We start from the raw sequence: 19,439 nt of genomic DNA, 5'->3' as shown, positions 1-19,439 counted from the left end.
ATGAGCATGACGAATCAGGGTGGCGGCGCGGCGGGCAAGGGCGGCCTCGCCGACATCAAGCGCGCCCTGCTCGAAGCCAAGCTGAGCCGGCAGCGGGCCGACGCGGCCGCACGCGACCGCATCGTGCCCGTGGACCGCACCGGCCCGGTCGAGGTCTCCGACCAGCAGCGGCACCTCTGGCTGCTGCACCAGCTGGCCCCGGAAGAGCCCGTCTACAACGTGCCGTTCGCGCTGCGGCTGCGCGGCGCGCTCGACGTGGCGGCGCTCGGCCGGGCCCTGTGCGGCCTGGTCGCCCGCCACGAAGCGCTCCGTACCCGCTTCCACGCCGAGCGCGGCGTGCCGTACCAGATCATCGACGAGGCGCCCGACACCTGGCCTCTGCCCGTCACCGACCTCGCCACCGTGCCCGCGCCCGTGCCCGCCCCCGACGGCGGCCCCACGACCGAGGAAGCGCGCATCCGGGCCTGGGTGGAGACGCAGGCCCGGGCCCCCTTCGACCTGGCGGCCGGACCGCTGCTGCGCACCGACCTCCTCAGGGTCGGCGACAACGACCACGTCCTGCTGCTCTGCCTGCACCACATCGTGACCGACGGCTGGTCCGTCGGAGTCCTCACCCGCGACCTGGCCGCCCTGTACGAGGGCGCCGACCTGCCGGACCTGGTCGCCCAGCCCGTGGACCACGCCGTCTGGCAGCGGCGCCGGCTCGCCGCGGGCGCCCAGGACGCCCAGATCGCCCACTGGAGGACCGCCCTCGACGGCGTCCCCACCCTGGACTTCCCGACCGACCGCCCACGCCCCGCCCACCCCGTCTGGGCGGGCGCGGAACTCGAACTGCCACTGCCGACCCACCTCGGCCCCGCCGTCCGCGACTGGGCGCGGGCCGAGCGCGTCTCGCTCCTCGCCGTCCTTCAGGCCGCTTTCCTGACGGTGCTGTCTCGTTATACGGGTCAGGATGATCTGGCGGTGGGGTCGGTGTTCTCGGGGCGGACCCGTTCCGAGGTGGAGCCGCTGGTCGGCTTCTTCGCGAACACGCTGGTGTTGCGTACCAGCACGGCCGGCGACCCGACCTTCGCCGAACTCGTCCACCGCTGCCAGCAGACCGTCCTCGGCGCACTCGAGCACCAGGACGTCCCCTTCGGCACGCTCGTCGAGGAACTCCGTCCCCAGCGGATTCCGGGGCGCAACCCGCTCTTCCAGATCAGCTTCACCCTGCTGACGGGCGCCATGGTCGGCGAGTTCGGCCTGGGCGAGGGCGTGACCGTCGAAGCCCTCCCCGTCGAGAACGGAACCTCCCGCTTCGACCTGGCCTTCCAGGTGAACGAGGCAGCCGACGGACAGCTCCGCGTCTGGCTCGAGTATTCGACGGAGTTGTTCGAGCGGGGTCGGATGGAGCGGTTGGTGGGGCATTTCGCTTCGGTGTTGGAGCGGGGTGTGGCTGATCCGGGTGTGCGGGTGGGTTCGGTGGAGTTGCTTGGCGCGGGGGAGCGGGAGCGGGTGCTGGAGGAGTGGAATCCGCTTCCGGTGGTGCGGGAGGAGGACGGTCTGCTGCTGCACGAGTTGGTGGAGCGGTGGGTGTTGTCCTCGCCTGAGGCGCCGGCGATGACGTTCGCGGGGAGCGCTCTGTCGTATGCGGGTCTGGATTCCGCCGCTGTCGGTCTTGCGCGGGTGTTGCGTGGGCTGCATGGGGTGGGGCCTGGCCGGGTTGTGGGCGTGTTCCTGGAGCGGGGTCTTGATCTTCCCGTGGCGATGCTGGGTGTCTTGAAGGCGGGTGGTGCGTGGCTGCCGTTGGATCCGCAGTATCCGCGGGAGCGTCTGGCGGCGGTGCTCGCGGACGCGGAGCCGGCGGTCGTGGTGACGACCCGGGACCTTGCCGGAACGGTGCCGGCGGGCGTGCCGGTGGTGTGCCTCGACGAGCCGCCGGCCGACGTGGAGGTGCCGGATCTTCCGGCCCCCGCCGTGTCTCCTGATGATCTGGCGTATGTGATTTATACGTCGGGGTCGACGGGTGTGCCGAAGGGTGTGATGGTGTCGCATCGGTCGGCGGTGAATTTTGTGTTGAATGTGCGGGGGTTGTTCGGGATCGGTCCTGGGGATCGGTTGTTGCAGTTTGCGAATCCGGCGTTCGATGTGTCGGTGTTTGATTTCTTTGGTGCTTTGGGTTCGGGTGCGGTGGTGGTGGGTGCGCCGCGTGAGGTGTTGCTGGATCCGGGGTTGTTGCAGGGTTTGATGGTGGGGGAGCGGGTGTCGGTGGCGGATGTGCCGCCGGCGGTGTTGCGTTTGTTGGATCCGGGTGTGTTGGTGGATCTGCGGGCGTTGTTCGTGGGGTTGGAGGCCTTTCCTGCGGAGTTGGTGAATCGTTGGGCTGTGGGTGGGCGTGAGTTCCACAATGGTTATGGTCCGACGGAGGTGACGGTTGCGTGTGTGGATTATGTGTGTCCGTCGGGTGGTTTGGTTTCGTCGCCGCCGATCGGTCGGGCGATGGGGAATCATCGGGTGTATGTGCTGGATGGTTCTTTGGAGCCGGTTCCGGTGGGTGTTGCGGGGGAGTTGTTTGTTGCGGGTGTGGGGTTGGCGCGGGGGTATGTGGGGCGTGCTGATCTGACGGCTGAGCGGTTTGTGCCGGATCCGTTCGGGGGTTCGGGTGGGCGGATGTATCGCACGGGTGATGTGGTGCGGTGGCGTGAGGATGGGAATCTGGAGTTTTTGGGGCGTGCGGATCGGCAGGTGAAGATTCGTGGTCTGCGGATCGAGCCGGGTGAGATCGAGCATGCGTTGGCGCGTTGGCCGGGTGTGGGTGAGGGCCGGGTGGTGGTGGACCGTCCGGGGACTCCTGGGGCGCGGTTGATCGCGTATGTGGTGGCCGAGCCGGGTGTGGTGGTCGATGGTGGTGCGGTGCGTGCGGGGTTGTTGGAGCGGCTTCCGTTGCACATGGTGCCGGCGCAGGTGGTGGTGATCGACGCGTTGCCGTTGACGGCGAACGGGAAGTTGGATCAGTCGCGGTTGCCGGCCGCGGTGGAGGGTTCGGGGGGTGTGTTCCGGGCGCCGTCGACGGCGGTGGAGAAGGAACTCGCGGTGATCTGGCAGGAGTTGCTGGATGTTCCGTTGGAGCGGATCGGGGCGGGGGACGGGTTCTTCGATCTGGGTGGCAACAGTCTGCAGGTCACCCGGTTGATCTCGCGGATCCGTGATGTGTTCCAGGTCGCTCTGGAACCGCGGACCCTGTTCGTCCATCCCGGCCTGCAAGACCTCGCCACCCGCATCGACGACCACCTCACCACGCAGTGGGCGGAAGAGGCGGAACTCGAAGCCGAGATCGCGGAACTGTCCGAGGAAGAGCTCGACCGCCTGCTGAGCGAGGAAGCCTGATGACCACCATCGAGGAGAAGCGCCGCGCCCTGCTGGCCCTGCGCATGCGCCAGAAGCGCGCCGAGCAGGCGGCCGCCGACCGTATCGTCCCCGTCCCCCGCTCCGGCGCCCTCGCCCCCTCCTACCAGCAGGAGGGACTCTGGCTGCTGCACCAGCTCGCGCCGCAGGACCCCGTCTACAACGTGCCGTTCGCGCTGCGGCTGCGCGGCGCGCTCGACGTGGCGGCGCTCGGCCGGGCCCTGCGCGGCCTGGTCGCCCGCCACGAAGCGCTCCGTACCCGCTTCGACGAGGTGGACGGAGAGCCCCGGCTCCGTGTCGACGACGCCCCCGACACCTGGCCGCTCCCCGTCACCGACCTGTCGGGCCTGCCCGACGCCGAGCGCGAGTCCCGCGCCGCCGCGCTCGTACGGGCCGAGGCCGTGCGGCCCTTCGACCTGGCGGCCGGACCGCTGCTGCGCACCGACCTCCTCCGACTCGGTGCCGAGGACCACGTCCTGCTGCTCAGCCTGCACCACATCGTGACCGACGGCTGGTCCACCGGCATCCTCTTCCAGGACCTGGCCGCCCTGTACGAGGGCGCCGACCTGCCCGAACTCACGCTGCGGGCCGCCGACTTCGCCGCCTGGCAGCGGGCACGCCTGACCGGTGCGGACCTGGACCGCCAGCTCGCCCACTGGCGAACCGCCCTGGCCGACCTGCCGGTCGTCGACTTTCCGGCCGACCGCCCGCGGCCCGCCGCGCCCACCTCGGCGGGAGCCACGCTCGACGCCCGGCTCCCCGAGGCACTGGGCGAGGGGCTGCGGGCCCTGGCCCAACAGGAACAGACCTCGCTCCTCGCCGTCCTTCAGGCCGCTTTCCTGACGGTGCTGTCTCGTTATACGGGTCAGGATGATCTGGCGGTGGGGTCGGTGTTCTCGGGGCGGACCCGTTCCGAGGTGGAGCCGCTGGTCGGCCTGTTCGCGAACACGCTGGTGCTGCGTACCAGCACGGCCGGCGACCCGACCTTCCGTGAACTCGTACGACGCTGCAAGGAAACCGTCCTGGGCGCCCTCGGCCACCAGGACGTCCCCTTCGGCATGGTCGTCGACGCCCTGCGCCCCGAACGGGTGCCGGGGCGCAACCCGCTCTTCCAGATCAGCCTCACCCTCCAGGCCGCCGGCACCAGCGGCCGCGACGCCCGCCTCGGCGCACTCACCGTCGAACCCTTCGCCGACACCCACGAGGCCGGATCCCGCTTCGACCTGGGCGTCACCGTCATCGAGAACCCCGAAGGACCCTTCGAGATCGTCGTCGAGTATTCGACGGAGTTGTTCGAGCGGGGTCGGATGGAGCGGTTGGTGGGGCATTTCGCTTCGGTGTTGGAGCGGGGTGTGGCTGATCCGGGTGTGCGGGTGGGTTCGGTGGAGCTGCTTGGCGCGGGGGAGCGGGAGCGGGTGCTGGAGGAGTGGAATCCGCTTCCGGTGGTGCGGGAGGAGGACGGTCTGCTGCTGCACGAGTTGGTGGAGCGGTGGGTGTCGTCCTCGCCTGAGGCGCCGGCGATGACGTTCGCGGGGAGCGCTCTGTCGTATGCGGGTCTGGACGCTTCGGCGGCTCGGCTCGCCCGGGTGTTGCGTGGGCTGCATGGCGTGGGGCCTGGCCGGGTTGTGGGCGTGTTCCTGGAGCGGGGTCTTGATCTTCCCGTGGCGATGCTGGGTGTGTTGAAGGCGGGTGGTGCGTGGCTGCCGTTGGATCCGCAGTATCCGCGGGAGCGTCTGGCGGCGGTGCTCGCGGACGCGGAGCCGGCGGTCGTGGTCACCACGCGCGCGCTCGCGCGCTCCCTTCCGGCCGGGATGCCCGTCGTGTGTGTGGACGAGGGGCTGCCGGAGGTGTCGGCACCGGCCGGTGTGGTGTGTGGTGCAAGGCCTGATGATCTGGCGTATGTGATTTATACGTCGGGGTCGACGGGTGTGCCGAAGGGTGTGATGGTGTCGCATCGGTCGGCGGTGAATTTTGTGTTGAATGTGCGGGGGTTGTTCGGGATCGGTCCTGGGGATCGGTTGTTGCAGTTTGCGAATCCGGCGTTCGATGTGTCGGTGTTTGATTTCTTTGGTGCTTTGGGTTCGGGTGCGGTGGTGGTGGGTGCGCCGCGTGAGGTGTTGCTGGATCCGGGGTTGTTGCAGGGTTTGATGGTGGGGGAGCGGGTGTCGGTGGCGGATGTGCCGCCGGCGGTGTTGCGTTTGTTGGATCCGGGTGTGTTGGTGGATCTGCGGGCGTTGTTCGTGGGGTTGGAGGCCTTTCCTGCGGAGTTGGTGAATCGTTGGGCTGTGGGTGGGCGTGAGTTCCACAATGGTTATGGTCCGACGGAGGTGACGGTTGCGTGTGTGGATTATGTGTGTCCGTCGGGTGGTTTGGTTTCGTCGCCGCCGATCGGTCGGGCGATGGGGAATCATCGGGTGTATGTGCTGGATGGTTCTTTGGAGCCGGTTCCGGTGGGTGTTGCGGGGGAGTTGTTTGTTGCGGGTGTGGGGTTGGCGCGGGGGTATGTGGGGCGTGCTGATCTGACGGCTGAGCGGTTTGTGCCGGATCCGTTCGGGGGTTCGGGTGGGCGGATGTATCGCACGGGTGATGTGGTGCGGTGGCGTGAGGATGGGAATCTGGAGTTTTTGGGGCGTGCGGATCGGCAGGTGAAGATTCGTGGTCTGCGGATCGAGCCGGGTGAGATCGAGCATGCGTTGGCGCGTTGGCCGGGTGTGGGTGAGGGCCGGGTGGTGGTGGACCGTCCGGGGACTCCTGGGGCGCGGTTGATCGCGTATGTGGTGGCCGAGCCGGGTGTGGTGGTCGATGGTGGTGCGGTGCGTGCGGGGTTGTTGGAGCGGCTTCCGTTGCACATGGTGCCGGCGCAGGTGGTGGTGATCGACGCGTTGCCGTTGACGGCGAACGGGAAGTTGGATCAGTCGCGGTTGCCGGCCGCGGTGGAGGGTTCGGGGGGTGTGTTCCGGGCGCCGTCGACGGCGGTGGAGAAGGAACTCGCGGTGATCTGGCAGGAGTTGCTGGATGTTCCGTTGGAGCGGATCGGGGCGGGGGACGGGTTCTTCGATCTGGGTGGCAACAGTCTGCAGGTCACCCGGTTGATCTCGCGGATCCGTGATGTGTTCCAGGTCGCTCTGGAACCGCGGACCCTGTTCGTCCATCCCGGCCTGCAAGACCTCGCCACCCGCATCGACGACCACCTCACCTCCCACGAGGCACGCTCCGCCGACGGCCGCTCGCCCCTCGTCCCGCTGCGCGCGACCGGCAGTCGGACGCCGCTGTTCCTCGTCCACGCGGTCGGTGGCTCCGTCGTCCCGTACGTCCCCCTGGCCCGCCTGCTCGACCCCGAGACCCCCGTCTACGGCCTGGAACACCCCGGGCTGTCCGACGGAGCCCCCGCCGACGCGGGCACGCTCGCCGACCTCGCCGCCCGCTACGTACGGGCCGTGCGCGAGGTGCGGCCGAACGGCCCCTACCACCTTGCCGGTTGGTCGCTCGGCGGAGCCGTGGCCCTGGAGATGGCGGCGCTGCTGCGTGCCGAGGGAGAGCAGGTGGACCTGGTCGCCCTGCTCGACACCGGGGTGCCGCCCCGCTCGGCGACCCCGCCCGGACAGGCCGAGCTGCTCGCCGCGTTCACACGCGACCTCGCCGGGCTCACCGGACTCCGGCCGCCCGCCCTCGACGGGCAGGAGCACGTCGACGAGCTGCTCCCGCTCCTGGAGCGGTCCGGCCTCGTACCCGCCGGGGTGCGGGACGAGGTCCGCACCCGCGCCGAGGTCTTCCTGGCCGCCTCGCGGGCGTACCACGTACACCGGCCGACGCCGTACGACGGACCGGTCACCCTGCTGACGGCGGAGGGCGCGCGGACCGCGGCCGACGCCGCCGACCACCTGGCCTGGTGGCGTTCCCACGCCACCGGCGGACTCGACCACGAGACCGTCCCCGGCACCCACCACACGCTGCTCCAGCACCCCCATCTGCCAGTGCTGGCACGCGCGCTGCGACACCGCCTCGACCTGGCGGACGGCGTGCGTCGAGAGAACAAGGAGAGTGACGCATGAGCGAGGCCGAGTCGACCGAACGGGCGCCCGGAGGGCTCTGGCGGGACCCGGACTTCCTGAAGTTCTGGTCCGCGGAGAGCCTGTCGATGTTCGGCGCCCAGATCTCGCTGCTGGCGATTCCCCTGGTGGCGGCCACCACGCTGGACGCCACCCCCTTCCAGATGGGCATCGTCAACGCCGCCCAGTTCGCGCCGTACATGCTGTTCACCCTGCTCGCCGGGGTGTGGATCGACCAGAGCCGCCGCCGGCCCATCATGATCGTCGCGAACTTCGGGCGGGTGCTCGTCCTCGGTCTCATCCCGGTGCTCACCGCCCTGGACCTGATGAGCATCGGGCTGCTCGGCGTCATCGTCTTCTTCGCCGCGACCCTGACCGTGGTGTTCGACCTGGCGTACCAGGCGTACATCCCGTCCCTCGTGGGCCGGTCGCACCTGATCGAGGCCAACGGCAAGCTGGAGGGCAGCCGTTCGCTCGCCCAGGCGAGCGGCCCGGGCCTCGGCGGCGTGCTCGTCGGACTGGCCTCGGCGCCCGTGGCGGTGCTCCTGAACGCGGCCACCTACCTCGTCTCCGCCGTGTCGCTGCTGTTCATCCGGCGCGCGGAGGAGCCGCCGCCGCGGACCGCCGTCGAGGGCTCCGTGGCGTCGCGGATCGGCGCGGGCCTCCGGCTGGTCTGGCGCAACCGTTACATGCGGGCGATCGCCGGTGAGGCCGCCACGTACAACCTCTTCAACCAGGCGCTGTGGGCCGTGCTCATCATCTACCTGACCCGTGAACTCGGCTTCAGCCCCGTCACCCTCGGCCTCGTCATGGCGATGACCGGCGTCGGCGCCTTCCTCGGCAGCCTGGTGGCAGGACGGCTCGGCAGGCGCTGGGGCATCGGACGGACCATCATGATCACGATGGTGATCGCCTGCGGCTCGCCGCTGCTCGTCCCGGCCGCAGGCGGCGGCAAGATCGCGACCGTGATCATCGTCGGCGGCGCGCTGATGCTCAACGGCATCGGCGTCGTGGTCAGCAACATCCAGGTGATGAGCCTGCGTCAGACCGCGGTCGCGTCCGAGATCCTCGGCCGCGCCAACGCCGGCTACCGCTTCCTCGTCACCGGCACCGCCGCCATCGGCGCCCTGCTCGGCGGCTGGCTCGGCGGCCTGATCGGACTGCGCGCCACCCTCTTCGTCGTCGGCGGCTGCACCCTCCTCGCCCTGCTCTTCATCGCCCGCTCGCCGCTGCCCCGGCTGCGCGACCTGTCGGAGGTCGTGCCCGACGACGGCCGCGCGCCCGCGGACGCGGCACAATCCCTCCAGAAGACGGCCAACTGAGCTTCTCCCGACCAGGCAAGGACGCACCACACCATGACCAGCACCCTGCAGAACGTCGTCATCGACGCCGCCGACGCTGCCGAGCTCGCCACCTTCTGGGCCTCCGTCACCGGCTGGCAGCCGGCCGACTGGAACAGCCCTGACGAGGCCGTCGTCCGCAACCCCGCCGGCGGCGTGAGTATCTACTTCATGCGCGTCCCCGAGGAGAAGGCGGGCAAGAACCGGGTGCACCTCGACATCGCCCCGTCCGACGGCGCCACGGCGAGCAGCGAGATCGCCCGGCTCGTGGACCTGGGCGCGAAGGTCCTCGCCGAGCACGAGAGCCACACCGTCCTGGCGGACATCGAGGGCAACGAGTTCTGCGTGACGGGCGAGCGGGACTGACGTCACCTCCGCGCCCCACACGACGGTGCCCGGCCGGGAGTTGGACTCCCGACCGGGCACCGTCGTCTCATGGGGGGTGCGCTCAGCCGCCCTGCAACGCCAGCCGGGCCGCGAAGCCGATCAGCAGCAGCCCGGTGACCTGCTCGATCCGGCCGCGCACCCGAGGCCGCCGCAGCAGGCCGCCCAGCCGGTCCACGGCCACCACATAGGTGCTGAACCAGGCCAGGTAGAGCGCCGCGAACACCGCGGAGAGCAGCAGCGCGCGCGGCAGGACCTGGCCCTGCGCCGGCAGGAACTGCGGCAGGAAGGTCACGAAGAACAGCGCGACCTTCGGATTGAGCGCGTTCGACAGGAAACCGTGCCGCAGGAACCGCGCGTCCGCCGCCCCGTCCTCCGGCACCGCCCCGGCGTCCGCCGCCAGAGTGCGGCGGGCACCGCGCAGGGTGGCGATGCCCATCCACACCAGGTACGTGACCCCTACCGCCTTCAGGACGGTGAAGGCCGTCGCGGAGGCGACCACGATCGCGGAGATGCCCAGGGCGGCGGCGGTGACGTGCACACTGAGGCCGAGCACCCCGCCGACCATGGTCAGCAGGCCGGCGGCGCGCCCGCCGGCCAGCGCGTTACGGGTGATCAACGCCTGGTCCGGGCCCGGGATCATGATCAGGACGAGTGACGCGGCGGCGAAGGTCAGCACGACGCCCCCTCCGTCGCGGCGCCGCCCGTCCCCGCCGGCACCCGGGCCGCCCTGACCTCCGCGGCCAGCGCCCGCAGCACCTCGGCCGGGCGCTCGCGCAGGTAGAAGTGTCCGCCCGGGAACCGCCGTACGGTCACCTCGCCCGTCGTCAGCTCCCGCCAGGCCTCCAGCTGCTCCGGCGTGACCCGGTCCTCGCGACCGCCGAAGACGGTCACCGGCAGCTCCAGCGGGGCCGACTCCCGCCACACGTAGGTCTCCAGGAGCCGGTAGTCCCCGCGCAGCGCCGGCACTGTCAGCGCCTGCAGCTCGGGCGAGTCGAGCACCTCCTGCGGGATGCCGCCGTGGCGCCGCGAGACGGCGTCGAGCAACTCGGCGTCCGGCAGGGTGTGCAACTCCGTGTGCGGACGCGGCATATGAGGTGCCGGGAAGCCCGAGACCACCAGCCGGGCCGGCAGCGCGGGGGCGCCGAGGTCACGCAGCCGGCGCGTCACCTCGTACGCGACGAGCGCCCCGAGGCTGTGCCCCAGGAACACGAAAGGCCCCGGCCCGAGCGGCACCTGGGCGACGAACGCCTCGACCAGGGTGTCGAGGCTCGCGGGCAGCTCCTCGGCGGCGCGCGAACCGCGCCCCGGGAGCTGTACGCAGTGCAGACCGGCACCCGGTATGGTCCGGGCCCAGCGCAGATACTCCGCGGCCGAGCCGCCCCCGTGAGCGAAACAGTAGAGCTGGGGGGCGGAAGGCCGCGGCGCCCCGCTGACGAGCCAGCGGGGCGACGCGGTGTACTGCATGATCGGTTCAGACCTCCGAGGTGCGGGGCCCGGCCAGATACCTGGCCAGCGCGTCCGCCGAGTAGTTGTCGAGCACTTCCCTGGGCCGCACGTGCAGCCCCAGCTCCTCCCGGAGCCTGGCGCAGATCACCAGCGTCGTCGCGGAGTCCACCCCCAGGTGGTCGAGCGGCGTCGCCGGGTCGATCTCGTGCGGTGCGACGTCCAGCGTCTCCGCGAGGAACTCCACGATCCAGGCGACGACCCGCTCCTGATCGGGCATGTCCCCACCCCGCTCCGCGGCCGGCGCCGGCTCCTGTCGTACGGTCGAGCCCACCGTCACTTCTCCTCTCCCAGCAGTTCGGACGGGCCGAGCAGCTGTCCGAGGTAGTTGTCGAGTGCCTCGATCGTCGTGTACTCCAGGACCGTGCCCACCGACACCGGCACACCGAACGCGGACTGGAGGTTGGCGACCAGACGGGCCGCCAGCAGCGAGTCGCCGCCCGCCTCGAGGAAGTCGTCCGCGAGATCGACCTGGTTCAGGCCCAGGACCTCCCGCCACATCTCGACCAGCTTGCGCTGCCGGTCGGTCCGCGGCGGGCGGGCCGGGCGGCCGCGCGCCGAGCCGCGGGCGCCCACCTTGGCCAGTGCCGCCCGGTCGACCTTGCCGGTCGCGCTCAGCGGCAGCTCCTCCAGGGCGAAGAGCTGGGCCGGCACCATGTGCTGAGGCAGCTGCTCCGCCGCGAACGCGCGCAGCGCCTCCGGGTGGAAGCGGCGCCGGCTCCGCGGCGCGCGGGCCACGATCACGTCGAAGCCCACCGAGCCCGGGCCGCCCGAGACGGTCAGCACCTCGGCGTCCGTGAACCCGGCCGCCGCCAGCTCCTCGTTCCACTGCTCCCGGCTCAGCAGGCAGTGCCCGTCGCGCAGTTCCGTGTCCTCGAAGCTGTCGAAGCCCTGCTGGAGCCCCATCACCAGGTCGAACCACGGATGGAACGTGGTCTGCTCGACCAGCAGCAGCGCGCCGCCCGGCGCCATCGTGGCGCGCAGCCCCTTCAGGGTGCGGCGGATGCGCCGCATGTCGTGCAGCACGCTCGCGGCGACGACGAGATCCGCCGCCTGGTCCTCGAAGCCCTGCGCCTCCGGCGGCAGATCCAGGTCGAACAGCTCGCACCGCAGGAACGGGTAGGCCTCGAAGGCGGTCTGCGCCCTGTCGGTGAAGTAGCGGGAGACGTCGGTGAAGACGTACTCCGTGCGCTCCGCCGGCAGCAGCGGCAGCAGATGCCGGGTCAGCGACCCGTATCCCGCGCCGACCTCCAGCACGTTCAGGGCCCGCTCCCCGGGCCACCGGCCGACCAGGCGCCGCACGGCCTCGGTCGCCGTCACGTACGTCGGGCCGAACAGCCGCTCGTAGATGCCGGGGGTACGGTCGGAGGCGTACAGCTCCGCGGAGTGCACCGACTGGGTCAGCACGCCCGCGACGTCCCCCGCCAGTGCCAGCATCCACGCGGTGACGTCCTCGGGGATCTCCAGGACCTCGGCCAGCACCCGCCGCGCCCGCTCCGCGAGCTCCGGCGGCAGCCCGGCGGGCAGCTCCCGGCCGACCTCCAGGCCCCCGCCGTCGGCCGGCCGCAGATAGCCGGCCTGCTCCAGGTTGCGTACGGCCCGCACCAGCCAGCGCTCGTAGCGCGGGGCGATGCCCAGACCGCGCAGCGCCTCCGGGGCGAACGCCGCCCCGGCCGTGTGCGGCAGCCCGAGGGAGCGGAAGGCGGCGGCCGTCGCGGTGACGGTGATCTCGTCGAGCACCGCCCAGGCACGGGCGAGCTCCTCCGGGGACGGGCCCGCCGCCGGCAGCGCGGCGGCGCCGCACACGGCCTCCCACGCGTCCCGGCTCAGCTCCGGATCGGCCTGCTCGGTCACGAAGAGGGAGTCGTCCTCCCGCTTCGGCACGACGTACCCCAGCAGCCGGGCGGCGCCTCCGCGGTCCTCGCCGGACTTCACCACCACCGACGCGTCGACAGCGGGGTGCCGGGTCAGCGTGGACTCGATCTCGCCGAGCTCCACCCGATGCCCGTTGATCTTCACCTGGCCGTCCCTGCGGCCCAGGAACTCGATCGTGCCGTCCGGCAGATAGCGGCCGAAGTCACCGGTGCGGTAGAGCCGTTCGCCGGTGCGGGGGTGGGTGACGAAGGCCGCGGCCGTGCGCTCCTCGTCCGCCCAGTAGCCGCGGGCCAGGCCCACACCGCCGATGTACAGCTCGCCGGCCGTCCACACCGGGCAGGGCTCGAACGCCGGGTCCAGGACGTGGAAGGACTGGTTGCGCATCGGCGTGCCGTACGGGATGCTCCGCGCGCCCGGCTCGACCTCGCCGACCGGGTGCTGGATCGACCAGATCGACGCCTCCGTGGCACCGCCCATGCTGATGATCCGCACGTCCGGCCAGAGCGCGCGGATCCGCTCCGGCAGGTCCACCGGAATCCAGTCGCCGCTCAGCATGACCAGGCGCAGGGTCTCCGGTATCTCGGCGGCGCCCGCCTCCAGGTGCTCCACGAGCATCTGCATCTGGGCGGGCACCGAGTTCCACACGGTGACGCCGTGCCGGCCCATCACCTCGGCCCAGTGGGCGGGTTCGGAACGCATGTCGGCGTCCGGGAGCACGAGCGTCGCCCCCGCGGCCAGGGTGCCGAACAGGTCGTAGACCGACAGGTCGAACCCCAGGTCGGCGAGGCCGAAGACCCGGTCGTCGGGCCCCACCCCGTACCGCTCGTTGACGTCGGTCACCGTGTTGAGCGCCGCGTGGTGCTCGATCATGACGCCCTTGGGGGTGCCGGTCGACCCGGAGGTGTAGAGGACGTACGCCAGATCGGCGGCCGCCGCCGGACCCGCCTCCGCCCGGTCCGCGGAGCCGGTCGCCGAGTCCGCCATGACCCGGGGCAGATCCGCCGGCCACTCCAGGGTCCCGTCGAGCACGGCGTCGGTGACCACGGCGGCGGCGCGCCCGTCGGCCAGGATGCGGGCACGGCGCCCCGCCGGCAGCGCGGGGCCGACCGGTAGATAGGCGCTGCCGGCCATCAGCACCCCGTACGCGGCGGCGACCTGGTCCGCGCCCTTGGGCAGCGTGATGCCCACGAGACGGTCCCGCTGGTCCTCGTCCGCGGTGTGCGCGCCGACCCGGGCGGCCACCTCGGCGGCGCGCCCGGCCAGCTCGCCGTACGTCATGGCGCCCGCGCTCGTCAGCACGGCGGCGCGGTCGGGGTGCTCGGCGGCACGCGCCAGGAACGGCTCGTGCAGCAGCCCCGCGGGCCGCGGCCCCTCGGTGCGGTTGGCGGCCTCACGGGCGGCGAGCTGCCCGGCCGGCAGGGTGACGGACAGCTCCTGCTCCCACAGGGCGTCGTCGACGGCGAGCCGCTCCACCAGCGAGGTGTAGACGGCGAACATGTCGTCGAGCATCCCCTCGGGGAACAGCTCCTCGACACAGTCCCAGGTCAGGTTGAGGGTGCCGGTGATGTCGACGACCTGGTGGTCGAACCAGATCTGCGGGGTCTGGCTGATCCGGTAGCTGATGTCACCGAAGTACCGCATGGCCTGCGACACGTCGGCGGCCGTACCCAGGCCGCTGGTGAACACCACCGGCATCGTCTCGAAGCCGTTCTGCAGGCCGAGCCGGCGCCGCTCGCGCAGTGTCTCCAGGGCGCTGACGTGGCGGTGGCGCAGATCGCGCTGCAGCTGGAGCTGGGCGGACTCCACCCGGTCGGCGAGCGGCCGGCCGCCCGCGGCGTCCATCTCCAGAAGACAGATGGAGGTGAAGTCGCCCACCACCCGCCGCAGATGGGGGTGGACGGTCTTGTGGCCCGAGCCGTTGTCGGTCAGGAGCAGCGGCAGCCGGTTGAACAGCGTCAGATTGAGGGTGAAGCGGCGCGTACCGCTCCAGGCCGCGAGCACCTCGGAGAACACGGTGGCCAGCACGGCCGTCGGCGTCAGACCGCGCTCCTCGCACCGCTCCTGCAGGCGCCGCCAGTCGGCCTCGGGCAGATGGAACTCACGGTGGCTGAACCGCGGCTTGTGCACGCTCACCGGCGGCTTCGCCAGCGGCAGGTCCGGCGGCGGGGCGAGCGTGGCGGCGCGGGAGGTCCAGTACTCGTACGCCTTCTTGTGGCGCGGCGCCTGCGTGCCCTCCTCCAGGGCCAGGGCGTACTCGCGGAAGGTGACGTCGACCGGCGGCAGCTGGAGCTGCTCGTCCTGGCACAGCGCGCTCCACTCGCTGAACAGGAGCGTGATGCTGGCCAGGTCGACCATGAGCAGGTCGAGGCTGATGTGCAGCCGGTCGTGGTCGGGCAGCCGCGTCAGGCGGATGTCGAACAGCGGCCAGTCGGCGGCCGTGTAGACGTGGTGCGACATCTCCTCGCGGATCTCGTCCAGGGTGTGCTCGCGCACCTCGGGGGAGACCTCGCGCAGATCCGTGCAGCGGATCTCGAAGGCCGGCACCGTGGCGAGGACGCGCTGCTGCCCGTCCTCGGCGACGACCGCGCGGAGCATGTCGTGGCGTTCGATCAGCCGGCGCCAGGCCCGGGTGAGGACCGTCGGGTCGAGACGGCGCCCCTCCAGCTCGAAGTAGGCGTGCGGGGCCACGTTGCCCAGGACGAAGTTGGGGCCGCGGCCGACCCAGTACGCGTACTGGATCTCGGTCAGTGGGAACTCGCGGTAGCGGGCGTCCACGTCTTCTTCGTTCGTGCAACAGGAAGGATCGGACACGGAGTTGTGCCTTTCCGGTAGCGGTGATGTCCGCCGTGGGCCGGTTGTGCCGGGCCACGGCATGGGAAATACGACGCTTGATGTGAGGGCCGGCGGGGCCGGCCGAGCGGGCGGGTCAGGCCGTACGGGCGCGGAGCGCGCCGCGGGCCCGCTCGGCGACGGCCGTGGCCGTGATGCCGTTGCGCTCCAGGAGGTGGCGCTGCCCGCCGGAGCCGGCGGCGAACCGGTCGGCGACCGCCACCCGGCGCACCGGGCAGCCCGCGCCCAGCTCGGCCACCACCTCGGCGACCGCCGAGCCGAGCCCGCCCGACGCCCAGTGCTCCTCGACGGTGACGATCGCGCGGGTGGTCCGCGCGGCGGCGTGCAACGCCTCGACGTCCAGCGGCTTGACGGTGTGCATGTTGAGGACCGCGGCCGAGATCCCCTCGGCGGCCAGCGTGTCGGCGGCCTCCAGGGCCGCGAGCACCGGGTAGGGGCCGGTCGCGACGATCGTCACGTCCTCACCCTCGCGCAGCGGCTGTGCCCGCCCGATCCGCAGCGGCGGCAGCCCCGGTCCGAGATCGGCGGTCGCCCCGCGGCCCAGGCGCAGGTACACGGGACCCGGCAGGTCCACGCACGCCCGCACCAGCTCCTCGGTGGCGGCCGCGTCGGCGGGCACCAGGACCGTCATGTTCGGCAGCATCCGCATCACGGCCAGGTCCTCCAGGGCGTGATGGGTCGACCCGAGATGACCGGCGGACAGACCGCTGTGGGTGGCGGCGATGCGCACCGGCAGGTTGTTCAGCGCGATGTCCAGCTTCACGGCCTCGACCGCGCGGGACGCGGCGAACGTCGCCATGGTGTTGACGAACGGGATACGGCCGGACCGTGCCAGGCCCGCGGCCGCGCCCATCAGATTCTGCTCGGCGATGCCCAGGTTGACGTAACGGTCAGCGGCCGCGCCCCAGTCGACGGGGGAGAACAGGCCGGTGTCGCTGTCGAGGCAGACGAGCCGTGGGTCTGCCGCGAGCAGGTCCACGAGCGTGTCCCGGTACACCTCGCGGCCGGGCCGTGGCTCCGGGGCGCAGGCGACGGCGTCCGCGGCCCGCTCGGGCGAGGGGACGGCTGTCCGGTCGGCTATGGTCACGGTCATGTCGTGGGCTCCTCACGCGTGGCCTGGGCGCGCAGGACCGCGAGCGCCCTCTTGTGCTGCCGCCCGGCCATCCGGGCGTAGTGGCTGCGGGCCTGGCCCTCCACCTGCGGCAGGCCCTTGCCCTTGACGGTGCGCGCCAGGACCACCGTGGGGCGGCCCGGCACCCGCGGCGCGTCGCCGAGCGCAGCGTACAGCTGACGGGTGTCGTGCCCGTCGACCTGCAGCACGTTCCAGCCGAACGCGCGCCACCGGTCCGCGAGCGGCTCCAGGCCGGCCGTGGCCTCCGTGGATCCGGTGATCTGCAGCCCGTTGCGGTCCACGATCGCCACCAGCCGGTCGAGGCGGTGCGTGGACGCGGCCATCGCCGCCTCCCACACCGAGCCCTCCTGGAGCTCGCCGTCCCCCAGGACGACGAAGCAGCGCCGGTCGCTGCCCGTCAGACGGAAGTCGAGGGCGAAACCGACCCCGAGCGAGAGGCCGTGGCCGAGCGAACCGGTCGGCATCTCGACACCGGGCACGGCGGGATTCGGGTGCGCGGTCAGCATGCTGTCCGGCATCCCGTACTCGGCCAGCAGCTCGCGCGGGAAGAAGCCCCGCTCGGCGAGGGCCGCGTACAGGCCGATCGCCCCGTGGCCCTTGCTGAGCACGAGCAGGTCGCGGTCCGGCGCGTCCGGCGCGTCGGGGGAGATGCGCAGCACCCGGTGGTAGAGGGTCACCAGGATCTCCACCAGGGACATGGAGCCGCCCAGATGCCCCCCTTCGGGGTTGGCGCACAGGTCCACGATCATCTCGCGGACCGTCTGGGCGTGCTGTCGCAGGGTCAGCTCTGTCACTGTCACGCGGATGCACCGTCCGTGGCGGAAGGGGAAGAAGCGGCGGATGGGGAAGAAATGGCGGAGGGGGAAGAGATGGCGGAAATCGAGGGGTGGATCGCGGTCGACGCCTCCGCTGCGGTGCCGATGAGGGACAGCCGGCGCGCCGACGGCTCGGTACGCGGCGCCAGCCGCTCTCCGAGGTCCACCAGCGCCCGGGTGAGCACGTCGACGCCGCGCAGGAAGTCGCTCAGCTGGACGTGCTCGTCGTCGGCGTGGTCGAGACGGCTGTCCCCCGGCCCGTACGTGGCCATCGGGACGTCCCACTTCTCGGCCAGCGTGTTCATGTCGGAGGTGCCGGTCTTCACCTTCAGCACCGGCTGCGCCTCCTGCGCCCGGATGGCCCCGGACAGCGCCCGTACCACCGGGTCGGCGCGGCCCACCCGGACGGCAGCCACCGAGTTGACGACCTGGAGCCGTCCCCGCTCGGTGTCCAGGCGCTCGGCGAGCCGCGCCACCAGACCCTCGGAGTCGTAGCCGATCGGGGTACGGACGCTGAACTCGGCCTCGGCCTCGGTGATGTCGCCCGATACGGACACCAGCGTCGGTCCTGGCGTGTCGAAGCGTCCGTGGCCCACGTCCGGGCCGAGCAGCTCAAGGAGCACCGGCCAGGCCTCGCAGACCAGCTCGGACGCCTTCGGCACCGGATTGCTCGGATGGGTGGACGGGCACCGCACCTGGTAGCGCAGGTCGAGCTTGCCCTTGTAGCCGAGGACGACCGTCTCCCAGCCGCTCGGCTCCCCGATGATCAGTGCGTCGGGGCGCTCGTGGGTCTCCCTGACGTGCATCGCGCCACGAGAGAGCGGAGTCTCCTCCTCCACCGCGCCGACCACCACGATCCTGCCGCGGAACGCGCTCGCGTCGGCCGCCGCGCAGATCATCGTCGCGAGCGGCGTCTTCGCGTCCACCGCGCCGCGCCCGTACAGCCGGTTGTCCTCGATGCGCACCGGGATGTCGCCCGGCACCGTGTCCATGTGACCGAGAAGCATCACCGTCGGCCCGCTGCCGCGGACGATCTCGCCGACCGCGTTGCCCGCCGCGTCCACACGAGCGGAGAAACCCATCTCCCTCATGCTGCGCACCAGGTGCGCGGCGAGCTTCTGCTCTCCGTACGAGGGCGAGGGGATCTGCAGCATGCTGCGCAGCAGCCCGACGGCGTACGCCTCGGAGCGCGCGCCGGCCGGGCCCCCGTCGGAGCCCGTGTGCTGGTCGCTCATCGGCCTGCCCCCGCCCCGGCCGCGCCACCGCTGACCGCGAGCACGGCGGGCGCGTCGTCCAGGACGACCCGCGTCGCCCGGCCCGCGAGCGCGGCGCGCACCGGCTCGGGGCACCGGCCGTCCGCGATCAGGACCCGGCCGACGCCGCCCTGCAGCGCCTCGCGGGCGGCGACGAGCTTGAGGCCCATCCCGCCGCCCGTGAACGGCGGCGGCCCCGCGGCGGGCACACGGCACACCGGGAGCACCGAACTCTCGTCGGACGGGTCGGCGAGCACCCCGGGCGCGCCCGTGAGCAGCACCAGGACGTCCGCGCCGAGACCGGCCGCGACGGCGGCCGCGGCCCGGTCCGCGTCGGTGTTCACCGGCCGGTTGTCCTCGGCCAGCGCCGGCGGCGACACCACCGGCACATGGCCGGCGGCGAGCAGCGAGGTCAGCAGCCCGGAGTTGACCTCGGTGATCCGGCCGCTGTGATCGTCGCGCACGATGATCCTGCGACCGTCCACGACGGCACGCTGCCCCGTCTTGCGGCGGGCCCGCAGCAGTCCGCCGTCGAGCCCGGTCAGCCCGACCGGCGACACTCCGGCGTCCGCGAGCGCCTTCAGGAGCCGGGGCTTGGCGAGGCCGGCCAGTGCCAGGTGCACGACCTCCAGGGTGGCGGCGTCGGTGTAGCGGGCCGAGACCCCGTCGGGCGCCGTCAGGCGGCGCCCGGGCACGCCCATCCGGCCGGCGAGGTCCTCGATGTCGGCCGAGCCTCCGTGGACCAGCACCACGGGACGGCGGTCACGGGTCAGGTGCGCGATGTCCTCGCACACCGCCCACGGGTCGACGGCGGCGTTGCCGCCGCACTTGACCACGATGGTCTCTTGCAT

General features: G+C 71.8%; 12 protein-coding genes. 4 read left to right on the top strand and 8 right to left on the bottom strand.

Annotated features, from left to right (window positions below; all coding sequences use genetic code 11):
- Genes FDM97_RS25310 through FDM97_RS25295 form a run of 4 tightly spaced genes read left to right on the top strand, consistent with a single transcriptional unit; the run spans position 1 to position 9,139 of the window.
- Positions 1-3,366 carry a non-ribosomal peptide synthetase gene (locus FDM97_RS25310; protein ID WP_137992790.1) on the top strand — a complete coding sequence of 1,122 codons (3,366 nt, stop codon included), beginning with the start codon at positions 1-3 and terminating at the stop codon, positions 3,364-3,366.
- Entirely contained in the window at positions 3,366-7,436 is a 4,071-nt protein-coding gene (locus tag FDM97_RS25305) for an amino acid adenylation domain-containing protein (RefSeq protein WP_137992789.1), read from the top strand. The genes FDM97_RS25310 and FDM97_RS25305 overlap by 1 nt, the downstream gene beginning before the upstream one ends.
- Complete coding sequence (locus FDM97_RS25300; protein ID WP_137992788.1) at positions 7,433-8,755, top strand: MFS transporter; 1,323 nt, start codon at positions 7,433-7,435, stop codon at positions 8,753-8,755. The genes FDM97_RS25305 and FDM97_RS25300 overlap by 4 nt, the downstream gene beginning before the upstream one ends.
- Before the next feature lie 33 nt (positions 8,756-8,788).
- Complete coding sequence (locus FDM97_RS25295) at positions 8,789-9,139, top strand: VOC family protein (RefSeq protein WP_137992787.1); 351 nt, start codon at positions 8,789-8,791, stop codon at positions 9,137-9,139.
- Between the two features lie 82 nt (positions 9,140-9,221).
- Here the strand turns inward: FDM97_RS25295 and FDM97_RS25290 are convergent, their stop codons facing one another.
- The 8 genes from FDM97_RS25290 to FDM97_RS25255 all read right to left on the bottom strand — a co-directional run bounded on the left by FDM97_RS25290 (position 9,222) and on the right by FDM97_RS25255 (position 19,439).
- The gene (locus FDM97_RS25290) at positions 9,222-9,836 is read right to left on the bottom strand and encodes a LysE family translocator (RefSeq protein ID WP_137992786.1); all 615 of its coding nucleotides are present in this window, start codon (positions 9,834-9,836) and stop codon (positions 9,222-9,224) included.
- On the bottom strand, positions 9,830-10,624 hold the full coding sequence (locus FDM97_RS25285; RefSeq protein WP_137992785.1) for a thioesterase II family protein: 795 nt from the start codon (positions 10,622-10,624) through the stop codon (positions 9,830-9,832). The genes FDM97_RS25290 and FDM97_RS25285 overlap by 7 nt, the downstream gene beginning before the upstream one ends.
- 7 nt (positions 10,625-10,631) lie before the next feature.
- A complete protein-coding gene (locus FDM97_RS25280) occupies positions 10,632-10,883 on the bottom strand; it encodes an acyl carrier protein (RefSeq protein WP_137992784.1) in 252 nt (83 codons plus the stop codon).
- A gap of 56 nt (positions 10,884-10,939) precedes the next feature.
- Positions 10,940-15,313, bottom strand: a complete 4,374-nt coding sequence (locus FDM97_RS25275) for a non-ribosomal peptide synthetase (RefSeq protein ID WP_217510267.1) — start codon at positions 15,311-15,313, stop codon at positions 10,940-10,942.
- A 151-nt stretch (positions 15,314-15,464) separates the two neighbouring features.
- A complete protein-coding gene (locus FDM97_RS25270; protein WP_137992782.1) occupies positions 15,465-16,481 on the bottom strand; it encodes a transketolase family protein in 1,017 nt (338 codons plus the stop codon).
- Positions 16,478-17,320 carry a transketolase gene (locus FDM97_RS25265; RefSeq protein ID WP_137992781.1) on the bottom strand — a complete coding sequence of 281 codons (843 nt, stop codon included), beginning with the start codon at positions 17,318-17,320 and terminating at the stop codon, positions 16,478-16,480. Before FDM97_RS25265 ends, FDM97_RS25270 begins: the two co-directional genes overlap by 4 nt.
- The gene (locus FDM97_RS25260; RefSeq protein WP_137992780.1) at positions 17,317-18,570 is read right to left on the bottom strand and encodes a M20/M25/M40 family metallo-hydrolase; all 1,254 of its coding nucleotides are present in this window, start codon (positions 18,568-18,570) and stop codon (positions 17,317-17,319) included. Before FDM97_RS25260 ends, FDM97_RS25265 begins: the two co-directional genes overlap by 4 nt.
- Complete coding sequence (locus FDM97_RS25255; RefSeq protein WP_137992779.1) at positions 18,567-19,439, bottom strand: [LysW]-aminoadipate kinase; 873 nt, start codon at positions 19,437-19,439, stop codon at positions 18,567-18,569. Before FDM97_RS25255 ends, FDM97_RS25260 begins: the two co-directional genes overlap by 4 nt.

The sequence above is a fragment of the Streptomyces vilmorinianum genome, assembly GCF_005517195.1.
Taxonomy (GTDB): Bacteria; Actinomycetota; Actinomycetes; order Streptomycetales; family Streptomycetaceae; genus Streptomyces; species Streptomyces vilmorinianum.
This window is presented reverse-complemented; position numbering and strand designations above follow the sequence as displayed.